The organism is Terrabacter lapilli, assembly GCF_039531305.1.
GTDB classification, from domain to species: Bacteria; Actinomycetota; Actinomycetes; order Actinomycetales; family Dermatophilaceae; genus Terrabacter; species Terrabacter lapilli.
In genome coordinates, this window is the sequence record NZ_BAAAPU010000003.1 from 488,232 (window position 1) to 503,292 (window position 15,061).

13 protein-coding genes are annotated in these 15,061 nt (G+C 73.0%); 7 read left to right on the forward strand and 6 right to left on the reverse strand.

Annotated elements, in window-relative coordinates:
- The first annotated feature begins 22 nt into the window (after positions 1-22).
- From ABD241_RS03645 to ABD241_RS03655, 3 genes are all read left to right on the forward strand, one after another.
- Positions 23-565 (forward strand): FMN-binding protein, encoded by a 543-nt coding sequence (locus ABD241_RS03645; protein ID WP_344058516.1) that lies wholly within the window; start codon positions 23-25, stop codon positions 563-565.
- 42 nt (positions 566-607) lie between these two features.
- Positions 608-1,411, forward strand: coding sequence for an FAD:protein FMN transferase (locus ABD241_RS03650; protein WP_344058518.1), 804 nt, complete (start codon positions 608-610; stop codon positions 1,409-1,411).
- Between the two features lie 458 nt (positions 1,412-1,869).
- Positions 1,870-2,322: a hypothetical protein gene (locus ABD241_RS03655; protein ID WP_344058520.1), complete on the forward strand. Its 453-nt coding sequence runs from the start codon at positions 1,870-1,872 to the stop codon at positions 2,320-2,322.
- A gap of 60 nt (positions 2,323-2,382) precedes the next feature.
- Here the strand turns inward: ABD241_RS03655 and ABD241_RS03660 are convergent, their stop codons facing one another.
- The 6 genes from ABD241_RS03660 to ABD241_RS03685 form a co-directional block, all read right to left on the reverse strand.
- Positions 2,383-3,201: a response regulator transcription factor gene (locus tag ABD241_RS03660; protein ID WP_344058522.1), complete on the reverse strand. Its 819-nt coding sequence runs from the start codon at positions 3,199-3,201 to the stop codon at positions 2,383-2,385.
- A gap of 89 nt (positions 3,202-3,290) precedes the next feature.
- Positions 3,291-5,261, reverse strand: a complete 1,971-nt coding sequence (locus ABD241_RS03665; RefSeq protein WP_344058524.1) for a thioredoxin domain-containing protein — start codon at positions 5,259-5,261, stop codon at positions 3,291-3,293.
- A 69-nt stretch (positions 5,262-5,330) separates the two neighbouring features.
- On the reverse strand, positions 5,331-6,179 hold the full coding sequence (asd, locus tag ABD241_RS03670) for an archaetidylserine decarboxylase (protein WP_344058527.1): 849 nt from the start codon (positions 6,177-6,179) through the stop codon (positions 5,331-5,333).
- Positions 6,180-6,259: 80 nt separating this feature from the next.
- The gene (locus tag ABD241_RS03675; RefSeq protein ID WP_344058529.1) at positions 6,260-7,672 is read right to left on the reverse strand and encodes an MATE family efflux transporter; all 1,413 of its coding nucleotides are present in this window, start codon (positions 7,670-7,672) and stop codon (positions 6,260-6,262) included.
- A gap of 114 nt (positions 7,673-7,786) precedes the next feature.
- A complete protein-coding gene (locus tag ABD241_RS03680; RefSeq protein WP_344058531.1) occupies positions 7,787-8,752 on the reverse strand; it encodes an aminoglycoside phosphotransferase family protein in 966 nt (321 codons plus the stop codon).
- Positions 8,749-9,771, reverse strand: a complete 1,023-nt coding sequence (locus tag ABD241_RS03685; RefSeq protein ID WP_344058533.1) for a hypothetical protein — start codon at positions 9,769-9,771, stop codon at positions 8,749-8,751. The genes ABD241_RS03680 and ABD241_RS03685 overlap by 4 nt, the downstream gene beginning before the upstream one ends.
- A 132-nt stretch (positions 9,772-9,903) precedes the next feature.
- Between ABD241_RS03685 and ABD241_RS03690 the strand changes: the two genes are divergently transcribed.
- The 4 genes from ABD241_RS03690 to infB all read left to right on the forward strand — a co-directional run bounded on the left by ABD241_RS03690 (position 9,904) and on the right by infB (position 14,980).
- On the forward strand, positions 9,904-10,485 hold the full coding sequence (locus ABD241_RS03690) for a ribosome maturation factor RimP (protein ID WP_344058535.1): 582 nt from the start codon (positions 9,904-9,906) through the stop codon (positions 10,483-10,485).
- The gene (gene nusA, locus ABD241_RS03695) at positions 10,485-11,531 is read left to right on the forward strand and encodes a transcription termination factor NusA (RefSeq protein ID WP_344058537.1); all 1,047 of its coding nucleotides are present in this window, start codon (positions 10,485-10,487) and stop codon (positions 11,529-11,531) included. The genes ABD241_RS03690 and nusA overlap by 1 nt, the downstream gene beginning before the upstream one ends.
- A gap of 104 nt (positions 11,532-11,635) precedes the next feature.
- Positions 11,636-11,974 carry a YlxR family protein gene (locus ABD241_RS03700; RefSeq protein ID WP_344059512.1) on the forward strand — a complete coding sequence of 113 codons (339 nt, stop codon included), beginning with the start codon at positions 11,636-11,638 and terminating at the stop codon, positions 11,972-11,974.
- Between the two features lie 102 nt (positions 11,975-12,076).
- The gene (gene infB, locus ABD241_RS03705) at positions 12,077-14,980 is read left to right on the forward strand and encodes a translation initiation factor IF-2 (protein ID WP_344058539.1); all 2,904 of its coding nucleotides are present in this window, start codon (positions 12,077-12,079) and stop codon (positions 14,978-14,980) included.
- The last annotated feature ends 81 nt before the right edge of the window (positions 14,981-15,061 follow it).

Sequence of the window (15,061 nt, forward strand, 5' to 3'; positions counted from 1 at the left end):
TTTCCACGAATCGAGCCCCACCATGCGTCGCATCGTCCTCTGGGCCATGAGCACCCTGACCGTGCTCGTCCTGCTCTTCAGCTACAACACCTCCCGCAGCTCGACCGCCATCGTGGCGGCCGAGAGCCGCCAGGTCACCACGACGAGCAAGAGCTCCGACAGCACCGGCTCCTCCTCGGGCTCGTCGGCGGCCTCGTCCGCCGACTCCGCCGGCCAGGACCCGACCGCGCCGTCCGGCTCGTCGTCGGGCTCCTCGTCGGCCACGTCCTCGTCCAGCAGCTCGAGCACGGCCAAGACGTACTCGGGCGACGCGATCATGACCCGCTACGGCAACGTGCAGGTGCAGATCACCGTCAAGGACGGCAATATCACCGCGGCCGACGTGCTCCAGGTGCCGATGAGCGACCGGCACGACGAGATGATCAACTCGATGGCCGTGCCGGTCTACAACCAGGAGGCCGTGAGCGCGCAGTCGGCGCAGATCGACGTCGTCTCCGGCGCCACCTACACCTGGCAGGGCTACACCCAGTCGCTGCAGTCGGCCATCGACCAGGCGCACCTCTGAGCCCGCCGGGCCCAGCGGACCGAACCGGACCCGGAGCAGAGCATGAGCAGCCCCCTCGACGGCCCCGTCAACGTGCCGACCAAACCCCAGCTCGCGCCCGTGCCTGCGCGCCGGGCCTGGGTGGAGCAGATCATGGGCATCCCGATCTCGATCCACCTTCGCGGCGGCCAGGTGGAGGGCGCCAAGGCCCAGCAGGCGGTCGCGCAGGCCTTCGCGATGCTGCGGGAGATGGACCAGATCTTCTCCACCTACCGTGCGGACTCCGACCTCATGCGCCTGCGCCGTGAGGAGGTGCCGATCTCCGGGTGCAGCCCGCTCCTCGAGGAGGCGCTGCGGATCGGCCAGGAGGCGGAGGCCGCCACCCGGGGCGCCTTCACCACGCTGCTGCCGACCGGCGACGGTGACCTGGCCTTCGACCCCACCGGTCTCGTCAAGGGCTGGGCCGTCGACCGTGCCTCGGCGCCGCTGCTCGAGCTCGAGCGGGTCTCGTTCTGCATCAACGCCGGCGGCGACGTGCTCGTCGGTGCGCACCCGAGCCTGCCGGCCACCGGACCCGACGCGATCGTGTGGCGCGTGGGCGTCGAGGATCCCCTCGACCGCCGGCGGATCGGCCACACCCTCACCCTGGTCCGCGGTGCGGTGGCCACCTCCGGGACGGCGGCCCGCGGGGCACACCTCTACGACCCCGCATCGGGCGAGATGGTCGGGCGTCCGGGTTCCGTGACGGTGACCGGGCCCACCCTGCTGTGGGCCGACATCTGGGCAACGGCCCTCTTCGTCGGCTCGGCCGACACCCGTGAGGCCTTCGCCGCCCACGCGGCCGGCTACACCTCGACCACGCTCTGAGCCGAGCCCGGTGCGACGGCGGGCCTGACCTCCGAGTCGGTCGCGCGACGGGAAGGCTTGCAGGTTTCTTGAGCAAACCGTGCGCCCAAGCGGGGTGGGCCCTTGCAATCGCCGCGGCAGAGTTGTCCCTGTCAGCAGGACCGGTGGGGGAACCGCCTGCTGACGAAGACCTTCGGGCGAGAGCCCGCCGATCCGTGGGGGCGTCATGACCAGCAGCACTCGCATTGACCCTGCAGTGCCGGTGCGCGGTCACGACAGCCTCCACGGACGGCGGGCCCACTCGAGGATCTCGGTGGGGGGAGGGAACCGGAGCGGGGCGGAACAGCTGGTGGGAGGCTGGTCCGCCCCGCTCCGTTTGACCGCAGCCCTGGCAGCCCTGGCAGCCCTGGCAGCCCAGGCAGCCGAAGCAGGCCGGGCACCCGAGGCGCCACGGCCGGGCCGAGGGCACTGAGCCGGCCATGAACGCCGACGAGCGCATGCGTGGCAGACGAGCCGGGCGAGTGAGCGGCTGCTCCGGCCGGGCGACCGCCGGCACCCAGGCGCCCCCGGACCAGCTCGACCCCGCGGCGCTGAGCCGCCTGGCGTGCGAGCTCGAGAGCGAGGACCTCGCCCGCTCCATCGCCGGTACCTACCTTCGGATGCTCGAGACGCGCCTGGCTCGCGCCAGCTCCGCCCTCGCCCGGCGCGACGAGGCCGCGGCCATGGACGTGCTGCTCAGCCTGCGGGTCTCGTCGGCGACGGTGGGCCTGGTGGTCCTCGAGGCCGCCGTGCTGCACGTCATCGACGCCGTGCGCCGCGGTGAGCTCGATCTGGCCCGCGAACGGGGCAGCTCCCTGCTCGGCCTCGCCGACGGCGCCCGCTGCGCGCTCCGGTCGCACCTCGAGCGCCCGGTCCTGTCGGCCCTCGCCTAGCTCCCGGCGCCGCAGGTCTTCAGCGACTCTCCGACGACTGTCCAGCGACCGGAGCGGCGCTCAGAACGCGTCCGGCTCCTCCATGCGGTAGCCGACGCCACGCACCGTGCGGATCGGCGCCCGCATGCCCGCGGGGCCGAGTCGCGTGAGCTTGCGACGCAGGTTGCCCACGTGCACCTCGACGAGGTGCTCCTCGGACCACCCGGGCCCCCACAGGCTCTCGAGCAGCACCGCGCGGGACCAGACGCGCCGCGGCGCGCTGAGCAGCGTCGCGAGCAGGTCGAACTCGGTGCGGGTGAGGTCGGCCTCCTGGCTGTCGACCGTGGCGACCCGGCCCTCGGGGTCGACCGTGATGCGGCCGTGGCGCACGAGCGCGGGCCCCGCATCCAACGTCGACATGGCGGTCGACGTGGCCGTCGACGTGGCGGCCACCGGTTGCATCGCCGCAGCGGACGAGCCGTTGGCGCCGTCGCCCGGCGCGGACACGGAAGGGCTGGTGCCGTTGGTGCGAGGCCGGCGGAACATCGCGTTGACCCGAGCCTGGAGCTCGCGCGGGCTGAACGGCTTGGTGAGGTAGTCGTCGGCGCCGATCTCGAGCCCCATGAGTCGGTCGATCTCGTCGGTGCGGGCACTGATCATGACGACGTAGGCCTGGCTGACGTCGCGGACGCGGCGGCAGACCTCGATGCCATCGAGGTCGGGCAGGCCCAGATCGAGGGTGACGAGGTCGGGGTCCTGCGACACGACGAGCTCGAGGCCCGCCTGTCCGGAGGCGGCCGCGGCCACCTCGAACCCCTGCATGGTCAGGCTGTGGGTGATGAGCTCACGGATGTCGTCGTCGTCCTCGACGACGACGGCGGTGCGGGCGGGGCTCATCATGCCGTGATTGTTGCAGAATGCGCGGCTTGCGCCGGCCAGATCGGGATAGTCGGCAGGTCGCCGCGCCCCAGGTGGCGAGATCTTCGCCTTCAGGCGTCGAGCTGGGCCGCCAGCGCCTCGGGTGTGGTGGCCGGCAGGTCGCAGACCATCCCGCGGCAGACGTAGGCCGCGGCCCGACCCTCCACGAGGGGACGGTCGGCGAGGAGCGGGGAACCTGGGGCGTCGGGCTCCCCGCGGACCACGACGAGGCCGGGGCTGGGGGAGCGACGGGCCACGCGTTCCAGCGCGTCTGCCTCCTCGCCCCGCCCGACCACGGCGACCTGCAGAGGGCCGGCCACGAGGGCCTCCGCGACCGCCAGCGACCAGCCTCCGAAGCGCGGCTCCCGCACGGCGAGTCCGAGGCCCGCAGCCGTCGCGCGGGCGCCGTCGTCCAGGGCCCGCGCGTCGCCGGTCACCGCACCCAGGGTGACCAGCGCGCCGGCGAGCGCGGACTGCCCGGCCGGCTCGGCGTTGTCGGCTGCGCTGCGCGGGCGCAGGTAGAGCGACTCGGCGCCCGACGCGGTGTCGTGGAACCCGCCGTCGTCGGCGGCGAACGCCCGTGCGGCGTCCAGCACGTGGCGCGCCGCGTCGAGCCAGGTCGTCTCACCCGTCACCTGGTGGAGGACGAGCAGCCCCTCGGCGAGGTTGCCGTGGTCGTCGGCCACCGCCCGCGCGGACCCGACGGCTCCGGCCCGCGAGGCGCGTCGCAGCTCGGCCGCCACCAGGTGCACCTCGAGCAGGTGGGATGCGCACCGGCGCGCCGCCTCCACCCAGTCGGGGCGCTCGAACGCGGCGCCGGCTCCCGCGAGGGCCGAGACCGCCAGTCCGTTCCACGACGTGACCACCTTGTCGTCGCGGCCCGGTTGCGGGCGGTCTGCGCGAGCCGCGAGCAGGCGCGACCGCACCCCCTGGAACCACGAGAGGTCCGTCGGGTCGGCGGGCAGCTGCAGCGTCGAGGCCCCGTGCTCGAAGGTGCCCTCGTCGGTGACGACGAACAGCTCCGCGGCCTGCTCGGCGTCGTCGCCGAGGACGTCGCGCAGCTGCGCCGGCGTCCACGCGTACGTCAGTCCCTCGACCCCGGCGGCATCGGCGTCGAGCGACGAGGCGAAGCCACCCTCCGGGGTGCCGAGGTCGCGCAGCAGGAAGGTCGCCGTCTCCCTGACGATCCGCTCGGCGAGCGGGTCACGGGTCACCTTCCACCACGTCGTGTACGCGCGCAGCAGCAGGGCGTTGTCGTAGAGCATCTTCTCGAAGTGCGGCACCACCCAGCGGGCGTCGACCGCGTAGCGGGCGAAGCCGCCCCCGAGCTGGTCGTACATGCCGCTGCGGGCCATAGCCTCCAGCGTGCGACTGGCCATCTCGAGGGAGGTCGCCTCGCCCGTGCGCGCGTGGTGGCGCAGCAGGAATTCCAGCACCATCGACGGCGGGAACTTCGGGGCCCCGCCGAAACCGCCTGCCACGGCGTCGAACTCACGCGCCAGCCGCTCCACGGCGCTCGACAGCGCGCCCGGCTCGACGGCATACGGGGTCGGCGGCTGCAGGGCACCGGCGAGGGTGGTGGCGATGTGCGTGCCCGAGGCCCGCACCTCATGCTCACGGGTGCGCCACGCCTCGTCGAGCGCGGCCAGCACGCGCAGGAAGTGGTCCCGCGGGAAGTAGGTGCCGCAGAAGAACGGCTCGCCCTCGGGCGTGAGGAAGACCGTCATCGGCCAGCCGCCGTGCCCCGTCGTCGCGGTGACGGCCGACATGTACGCGGCGTCGATGTCGGGACGCTCCTCGCGGTCGACCTTCACCGACACGAACCGCTCGTTGAGGACCGCCGCCACCGTCTCGTCCTCGAACGACTCGTGGGCCATGACGTGGCACCAGTGGCAGGCGGCGTAGCCGACCGAGAGCAGGACGGGCACGTTGCGCCGGCGCGCTTCCGCGAAGGCCTCCTCGCCCCACTCCTGCCAGTGGACCGGGTTGTCGCGGTGCTGCAGCAGGTAGGGGCTCGTGGCCTCGGCGAGACGGTTGGTCATGGGGACACTCTCTCCCGGCTCCGGCGGTCGGCGCGGACCTCCTGCCCGTACCCAGTGGCGGCAGCCGCCTCAGGCGGGACGGGCGGGGGAGCCGATGCGCTCGCCCATGCGCACGGTGGCGCCCAGCGCGAGCTCCTCGATGGTGCCCGCCTCCTGCGAGCACACGAGCACGACCGTGGACCCGAACTCGAAGTGCCCGAGGGCGTCCCCGGCCCCGAGGTGCACCGGCGGGTCGTAGCGGCGGCGCTGGAGCTCACGGCGCCGGGCGTTGGTGTGCAGGTCGTCGAAGACGAGCCGCGTCATGCCCACCATCGTCGCCCCCACCGCCACGACCGCGAGGTGGCCGCCGCCGGCGGCGTCGAGCTCGACGACGATGCGCTCGTTGGCCGCGAAGAGGTTGGCGACGCTGGCGACCGCCGCGACGTTGACGGGCCACAGCTCGCCCGGGATGTAGCTGGCCGCGGTGACGTCGCCGGCGAGCGGCACGTGGATGCGGTGGTAGTCCTTGGGGGAGAGGTAGAGCGTGGTGTACGTGCCGCCCTCGAACCGGTCGGCGAGCTCGCGGTCGCCGAGCAGGGCGGTCAGCGAGTAGTCGCGTCCCTTCGCCTGCACGAGCGTGTCTGCCTGCACCACGCCGTAGGCCCCGACGGTCGCGTCGACGGGGGAGACGATCGCCGCTGCAGCCACCGGGCGCAGCCCCGGCTTGAGCGTGCGGGTGAAGAAGGCGTTGAGCGTCGGGTACTCCTCGAGCGGCAGGGCTGCCTCCTCCGGCCGCGCCCCGAAGACCCGGCTGTAGCCCCGGTGCACGCGCGCGCGCAGGGGCCGGGGGATGGGCCGCGTGGCGACCCACCCGGCGCCCCGGCTCAGGGCGTGCTTGGGGAGCACGGACAGCAGGAGGATGAGGAGTCGTCCGAGCACCTGAGGACCCTAACAAGGTCGCCGAGCACGTATGCCGCCGCGCCGCCTGCCGTCACGCGGCTGACTTCAGGCGGCTGGTCTCAGGCCGCGGGGGCGACGTCGGAGCGCGCCGTCACGAGGGACTCCCAGCGGATGCGCCTGGCCCGCCACGTGAAGATCAGCAGCTTGGCCAGCTCCTCCACGACGCGGGCGACGAAGATCCCGACGTAGCCCAGGGGAGTGTGCAGGCCGAGCAGCACGGCGAGCGGCAGCCCGACGACGAATGCGCTGACGGCGTCGCCCATGATGACGCCGCGCACGTCGTTGGCGCTGGGCAGGACACCCGCGCCCACGATCATGTTGCGCACCTTGACGACCTGGAAGGCGGCGTTGACGAGGATGCCGACCCCGGCCATCGTGCGCACGTCGCGGCCGGCCTCCCCGAAGAGCACGTCGAGCAGCAGCACCGAGGCCGCGAAGAGCACCCCGAAGACCGCCGCGGTGCCAAGGCCCGCCCGGGTCAGCCGGCGGACCCAGGCCGTGGCGTCGTGGATGTCGCCACGGCCCACCGAGCGGCCCACGAGGGTGGTGGTGGCGCTCATCAGCCCGATGCTGCCGACGATGAAGACGCCCTCCATGGTGGTGACGATCTGCGCTGCCGCGAGGGCCTCGTCGCCGAGCTTCTGGAAGACCACGTTGTAGAGGAAGGTCCCCACGGTCCAGAACAGCTCCGTGACGCCCAGCGGCAGCGCGAGGACGACGAGCGGGACGATGACCGCGCGCCACTGTCGCACGGAGTCGGGCAGGCTCCAGCCGACCACACCGCGCCGGCCGAGCGTCATGCCGAGGAGGATGAGCGACTTGGCCACGGCCGTGACGAGCGTCGCCCAGCCGGCGCCCGCGACGCCCAGCGAGGGCAGCGGCCCGACGCCTTCGACGAGGGAGTACGCGATCGCGGAGTTCGCGACGACGGTGACCATCGTGGCGATCATCGGGCTCGTGGGTCGGCCGGCCGAGCGCAGGACGCCGGAGAGGATCGCGCTGAGCATGACCGGGAGCGTGGCCAGGACGGTGAGGCGGAAGTAGTCGGTGCCCACGGCGGCGACCGAGGGGGACGCGCCGACGAGGGAGAGCAGGTGGTCGGCGAAGAACCACGGCACGACGGACACGACCAGGCCCAGCGCGCCCGCGACGAGGAGGGCCGCGGTGACGGTGTGGTCGAGCTCGCTCCGGCGCCCGGCGCCGTGCGCGCGGGCGACGAGGATGCTGACGGAGGTCCCGAAGCACCCGAGGGTGACGGCCAGGATGAAGGTCAGGCTGTTGGAGAACCCCACCGCCGCGATGGCGGTGGCCCCGAGGCCGCCCACGACGATCTGGTTGACGAAGTTGAGCACGAGCATGAGGACGAACTCCATGCTGACCGGCACGGCGATGCGCGCGATCTCACGGGCGGGCGTGGGCTCGGGGGTGTCCGGGCGGGGGCCACGGAGCGTGGGCATGGCGAGGCGAGGCATGCAGGCGTCTTTCGGGCGAACGAGGCGGGGGTGCCGGACAAGGCTAGGGCGTGGAGGACCCTGGGTCGAAACGATTTGATCCGGCGCCGCATTCCCGCCTTCCGGTGCTCGTCGTCAGTCGTTCATCGCCTTGATGATCATCACCGCCAGGCTGATGCGGTCGTGGGTCGCCTGGTCGTCGCGGCCGCCGGAGAGGCGCTCTGCCGCGTCGACCGCGTTGTCGGCCTCGCGCACGATGGTCCACGCCCTCGCCCGGGCCTCGTCGATACCGGCGCGCTCGCAGATGATCTCGAGCCGCCGACGCAGCGACCACCGCACCTGCGAGCCGGTGCCGAGCTCGTCGGCGCGGTTCCACAGGGCCGGCGCCACCTCGAACGCAGGGTCGCCCGACATCGGCTTGGGGTCGATGGCCAGCCACGGGGAGCGGTAGGCGCCCAGCACGTTCGTGTAGTGCAGGTCGGTGTGCAGCAGGCGGTCCTCGCCCGCGGAGCGGTCGGCCAGCTCGGCCGCCAGCGCCGCGGCTTGGTCGAGGTAGCGCCGGGGGAGCGCGGCGGGTGCCTCGCGGAGCTCCCGTGCCTGCCGGAGGGCGTATGCCGTCAGGCTCGGGACACGCGGGTGTGCCGGGGCGCGCAGCACGGCGAGCAGGTCGCCGATCACACCGCAGGCGTCGTCGATGTCGACCCGCGTGAGGTCGCGCTGGTGCAGCCGCTCGAGGAGCATCGCGAAGCGGGCGGGGTCGGCCCGGACGAGCCGGACCGCGCCGCGGCCGTTCCAGGTCTGCAGCGCGAGGTGCTCGGTGGCCGCCTCGGGGTGGGGCCAGGTGATCTTGAGGATGCCTTCTCCGCTGACGCCGACCACGTCGCGTCCGGCACCGAGCAGGCGCACGGGGATGGCCACGGCGCAGACCCCGCTGGCCGGCCTCCCGATGGGCTCGAGCTCCCACTCGGCCAGCAGGTCGGTGATGAGCCCCGGGAGGTCGTCGATCCAGTCCTCGCCCGACACGTAGCCGTCGGCCTCGTAGCCGCTCACCTCCTGCGCGAAGAAGGCGGGGATGAGGTCGTACATCGGGTCGTAGCTCAAGGGGTCGCTCCCGGGAAGGCGGTCAGTGGCAGGCCCCAGCCGACGGCTTGGGCCTGGATGCGCGCACTCCAGTGCGCGGTGTCCTCGAGCGAGGCCGCCGTGGCATCCGCACGGAGAGAGGCTGCGGCCGCGTCCACCGCCGCGGACAGGGTGTCGGTGGCGAGGCGTCGCGCCGCCGGTGGCGTCGTCACGGCGTAGGGCAGCGACCACCCGGCGGGCTCCGTCGGGGTCGTCCCGGCCACGGCGTCCTGAAGGTGCGTGAGCTGGGCCAGGGTGGCCTCGGCCGCGCGGCGCTGGGCGCCGGTGCTCTGGGCGGCGACCACCTCGAAGGCGTACGCGAGGGCCTCGGTGCGGGCCATGAGGTCGGGGCGTGCGCGGCTGGGAGCAGGTGCCGGCGGCTCCGCGCCGAGCAGCAGCGCCGCTGCCAGACGCTCGGCGTAGGCGGTCGCCAGGAGCTGACGGGTGGCCGGTGTGGCGGTCGCCAGCGCGTCCCAGTCGTCGCGCCGGAGGGAGTCGAGCATCAGCTGTCCCAGCGCCTCGGGGGTGCGTGGCCGGCTGCCGGCAGCGGTGGTGGGGGACGGGGTTCCCGTGGCCGGAGACTCGGTCTCGGAGGGGGACGGGGCTGCGGACGCGGTGCCGGTCGGGGTCGCCGCGACCGCGGAGTCGATGACCGCGGTGGGCACTCCGGCGTTCGTCAGCCGGCCGCGCAGCGTGCGGAGCTGTTGGTCGGCGAGCGACTGCACCTGCTGCACGAGAGCGGCCCGGCTCCCGGTGGGCACCTCGCCCGCCGCCCGCGCCAGACGGCTGAGACGGGCGATGGCGGCAAGGAGCACGGCCTCGTCCGGTGCCGGACGGCGGGTCGGCACCGGTGGAGGAGGCGGAGGAGTGTCGACGCGCAGGCCGTGGTCGACCAGGACCGCGAGACCGGCCGCCGCGCCACCGAGCAGGAGCAGCCGGCGTGTGGGACGTCCACCGCCACCGCCTGCCCGTGACCCGAGCACACGGGTGTCGCCGTCCATGGCGAGATCTTCGCACGCGCCCGGCTGTCCGCGACGACCCCGATGCGCCGATAGAGTGGTGCGCACGCGGTGGCGGCACCGCCCTTCGGGGTGTCGCACCGGAGATTCGAGAAGAGCAGGAGGCGTCGACGCATGAGCACGGCCCAGGAGATCAGAGCGACGCTCGAGCCCGTGCTCGCGCCCCTCGGGCTCGTCGTCGAGGACGTCTCCGTGTCTCCCGCCGGCAAGCGCCGTCTCGTCCGCGTCCTCGTCGACTCCGACATCAGCGGTGTCGACGAGTCGGACGCGAGGAGCGTCGTCGCACCGCTGTCGCTCGACGCGGTGGCCGACGCGACGCGAGCGGTGAGCGACGAACTCGACGCCAGTGACGTCATGGGCTCGAGCCCCTACGTGCTCGAGGTGTCATCGCCCGGTGTCGGACGCCCGCTGACCTCCCGCGACCAGCTGCGCCGACAGGTGGGCCGCCTCCTCGAGGTCGTCCACCGCGACGGCACGCACACGGGTCGGCTCGTCGAGGTGGGCACCGACTCGCTCACCCTCGAGGTGCCGGCCACCAAGAAGACCCCGGCGCACCCCGTTCAGCTCGACCTCGACGCCGTGCAGCGCGGTGTCGTCCAGGTCGAGTTCAAGCGCTCCGAGGCGGCCACCGAGCCGGGCCTCGACGACACCGACGAACCGGACGACACGTCCGCCCTGGAAGGGGACCACCACTGATGGACATCGACCTCGCAGCCCTGCGCGCCCTGGAACGGGAGCGCGACATCAGCCTCGACGTGCTCATCCCGGCCATCGAGCAGGCGCTCCTCGTCGCCTACCACCGCACCGACGGCAGCCACCGGCTGGCCCGCGTCGAGCTGGACCGCAAGACCGGCCACGTCATCGTGTGGGCGCGTGAGGAGGGCGAGCTGCTGCCCGCCGCCGAGGGCGAGCGCCCCGAGCGCGGCGAGCCCGGCCCGGAGTTCGACGACACCCCCGAGGGCTTCGGCCGCATCGCCGCCTCGACGGCGCGCCAGGTGATCGTGCAGCGCCTGCGCGACCTCGAGGACGAGGCCATCCTCGGCGACTTCAAGGGTCGCGAGGGCGACGTGATCTCCGGGATCATCCAGCAGAGCCAGGACCCCCGCAACGTGCTCGTGGACTTCGGGACCGTCGAGGGGATCCTGCCGCTCGCCGAGCAGGTCCCCGGCGAGCGCTACGTGCACGGCGAGCGGCTGCGCTGCTTCGTCGTCAGCGTCAAGCGCGGGCCCAAGGGGCCCCAGGTGGGCCTGAGCCGCACCCACCCCAACCTCGTGCGCACGCTCTTCAAGTTCGAGGTGCCCGAGATCGCCGACGGCACCGTCGAGATCGCGGCCCTGGCGCGCGAGGCCGGGCACCGCACCAAGATCGCCGTGCACAGCAAGGTCGCGGGCGTCAACGCCAAGGGCGCCTGCATCGGTCCGATGGGTGCGCGCGTGCGGGCCGTCATGACCGAGCTGCGCGGCGAGAAGATCGACATCGTCGACTACTCCGACGACCCGGCCACCTTCGTGGCGGCGGCGCTCTCACCGGCGCGCGTGCAGTCCGTCGAGATCGTCGACGCGGCGGCGCGCACGGCCCGGGTCGTCGTCCCCGACTACCAGCTGAGCCTGGCGATCGGCAAGGAGGGGCAGAACGCCCGCCTGGCCGCCAAGCTCACGGGCTGGCGCATCGACATCCGGCCCGACACCGAGGCGGCCGCGACGCCGGCCGATGGCGGCGGCAGCCGGCCTGCCGACGCCTGAGCCGGCGGCAGGTGGTCCCCGGTGGAGCGGAGAGCGGCGCGGACGCGGTAGACTTGTCTGTGGCCGACCGGACTGGACTCCGTGACGAGCCATTCCGCACCTGTGTGGGATGTCGAGGATCGGATAGCTGGTCGGCCCTGCTGCGAGTGGTCGCGGCGACGGACGAAGGCGCCGGCGACAGCTCGCCGGTCACCCTCCGCCCCGACCCACGGCATCGGCTGCCAGGACGTGGTGCCTGGCTGCACCCGACGTCGGACTGCTTCGAGATGGCGGTCCGCCGCAAGGCGTTCGGACGAGCCCTGCGCCTGCAGGGCGCGGTCGACGTGAGCGCGGTGGCCGAGCACCTGGGCCTCCGGCCCGAGCAGCACGCATCGGTGCCCACCCCGGCAACGGGACGCACCAGATCAGTCAGAGATCAGTCAACGAACCACAAGGCGGGTTGAAACGCTATGAGCACCCGATGAGTACTCAGCGATGAGCAAGCCCCAGCAATAACCCACGGTTCGGCCACATCCTGTTCAGGCCGGACCAGGAACAGGAGAGATGTGGCTAAGGTCCGGGTCTACGAGCTCGCCAAGGAGCTCGGAGTCGAGAGCAAGACACTGCTCGCACATTTGAAGAGCCAGGGAGAGTTCGTCCGGTCGGCGTCGTCGACCATCGAGCCCCCCGTCGTCCGCAAGATCATCGAGACGTTCCCCCGGGACGGCGCGACCGGCGGCGACACCAAGCAGGCGGCGCCCAAGGCCGCCCCCACCGGCGCGACACCCACCGCGCCCCGCAAGCCTGCCCCGGCACCGGCCGCACCCGCGGCCTCGTCGTCGGCCGGCACGGCCACGCCGGCACGTCCGGCAGCGCCCGCCCCGGCGGCTCCCGCCCCGGCGGCTCCGGCGGCCAAGTCGGCCCCCGCCCCCAGCGCTCCGGCGCCGAAGGCTCCGGCTCCCGCCGCTCCCGCCGCTCCCGCCGCGTCGGCTCCCGCCCCCTCGCGGGTGCAGTCCAGCCGTGACGGTGGCCAGCAGACCTCCGGCGTGCCCGCGTCCCCGCGTCCGGCACCCCGTCCCGGTCAGCCGCGTCCCGGCAACAACCCGTTCGCCCCGAGCCAGGGCATGGGCCAGACCCGTGCACCTCGTCCCGGCGGCGACGCCGGTCCGCGTCCGGGCAACAACCCGTTCAGCCCGAGCCAGGGCATGCCGCGGCCGCAGCAGCGTCCCGGTGGTCCCGGCGGCCCTCGTCCCGGCGCTCCCGCCGGCGGCGCGCGCCCCGGTGCCCCGGCAGGCGCTCGTCCCGGTGGTCCCGGCGCCGGTCCGCGTCCGGGCGGTACCCGTCCGAGCCCCGGCATGATGCCGGAGCGCAGCACTGTCGGTCGTCCGGGCCAGCGCCCGGCGGGTGGCCCGGGCCGCGGTGGCCCCGGTGCCGGTGGTCGTGGTGGCTTCGGCGGCGGCCCCGGTGGCGCCCCAGGCGGTCCCGGCCGTGGCGGTTTCGGCGGTCCTCGCGGTGGTGGCGGTGGCCGTGGCTCGACGGCCGGCGCCTTCGGTCGCGGTGGCGGTCGTCCCGTGCGCGGACGCAAGTCCAAGCGCGCGAAGCGCCAGGAGTTCGAGCAGATGCAGGCCCCGAGCCTCGGTGGCGTCACCGTCCCCCGCGGCGACGGCAAGACGACCATCCGCGTGCGTCGCGGCTCGTCGCTGACGGACTTCGCCGACAAGATCAACGCCAACCCGGCATCGCTCGTCACCGTGCTGTTCCACCTCGGTGAGATGGCGACGGCGACGCAGTCCCTCGACGAGGACACCTTCAAGGTGCTCGGCGCCGAGCTCGGCTACGACATCCAGGTCGTGTCCCCGGAGGAGGAGGAGAAGGAGCTCTTCGACGCCTTCAACATCGACCTCGAGACCGGTATCGAGGGCGAGGACGACGAGAACCTCGAGGCCCGTCCGCCCGTCGTCACGGTCGTCGGTCACGTCGACCACGGAAAGACGCGCCTGCTCGACGCCATCCGCAACGAGGACGTCGTCGCGGGCGAGGCCGGCGGCATCACCCAGCACATCGGTGCCTACCAGGTCCACCGTGAGCACGAGGGCGTCGACCGCGCGATCACCTTCATCGACACCCCGGGTCACGAGGCGTTCACCGCCATGCGTGCCCGCGGCGCGAAGGTGACCGACATCGCGATCCTCGTGGTCGCCGCCGACGACGGCGTCATGCCGCAGACGATCGAGGCGCTCAACCACATGCAGGCCGCCGACGTGCCGATCGTCGTGGCCGTCAACAAGATCGACGTCGAGGGTGCCAACCCGGCCAAGGTGCGTCAGCAGCTGACCGAGTACAACCTCATCGCCGAGGAGTACGGCGGCGACACGATGTTCGTCGACGTCTCGGCCCGTCAGGGGCAGAACATCGACGCGCTCCTCGAGGCGGTCCTCCTGACGGCGGACGCGGCGCTCGACCTGCGCGCCAACCCCGACCGCGAGGCCCGGGGTGTCGCGATCGAGGCCAACCTCGACCGTGGTCGCGGTGCCACGGCGACGGTGCTCGTCCAGACCGGAACGCTGCACGTCGGTGACTCGATCGTCGCCGGCTCGGCCCACGGTCGCGTCCGCGCCATGCTCGACGAGCACGGCAAGAACGTCGACGAGGCCGGTCCGTCGCGTCCGGTCCAGGTGCTCGGTCTCTCGTCGGTGCCGCGCGCCGGTGACACGTTCGTCGTGGCGCCGGACGACCGTACGGCCCGCCAGATCGCCGAGCGTCGCGAGGCCGCGGACCGCCAGGCCGTGCTCGCCAAGGCCCGCAAGCGCATCTCGCTCGAGGACCTCAACGAGGCTCTCGCGGCGGGCAAGGTCGAGACCCTCAACCTCATCCTCAAGGGTGACGTGTCGGGTTCGGTCGAGGCGCTCGAGGACGCGCTGCTCAAGATCGACGTCGGCGACGAGGTCGACCTGCGCATCATCGACCGCGGCGTCGGCGCCATCACGATGAACAACATCAACCTCGCGATGGCCTCCAACGCGGTCATCATCGGCTACAACGTCCGGGCCGAGGGCCAGAACGCCGACTACGCCGAGCGCGAGGGCGTCGAGATCCGCTACTACTCGGTGATCTACCAGGCCATCGACGAGGTCGAGGCTGCGCTGAAGGGCATGCTCAAGCCGGAGTACGAGGAGGTCGAGCTCGGCACGGCGGAGATCCGCGAGATCTTCCGTTCGAGCAAGTTCGGCAACATCGCCGGTTCGATCGTGCGCAGCGGCGAGATCAAGCGCGGCTCCAAGGCGCGGATCACCCGCAACGGTGTGGTCGTGTCGGAGAACGTCGAGATCGCCGGTCTGCGTCGCTTCAAGGACGACGTCACGGAGGTCCGCGAGGGCTTCGAGTGCGGTATCAACCTCGGGTCGTACAACGACCTGCAGCTCGGTGACCTCATCGCCACCTACGAGATGCGCGAGAAGCCGCGCGCCTGAGCGCTGGCTGCATCGGCGGCGCCGGTCCCCACGGGGGTCGGCGCCGCCGCCGTCTGCGGGAGCCCTCCGGGCCCCGCGGAC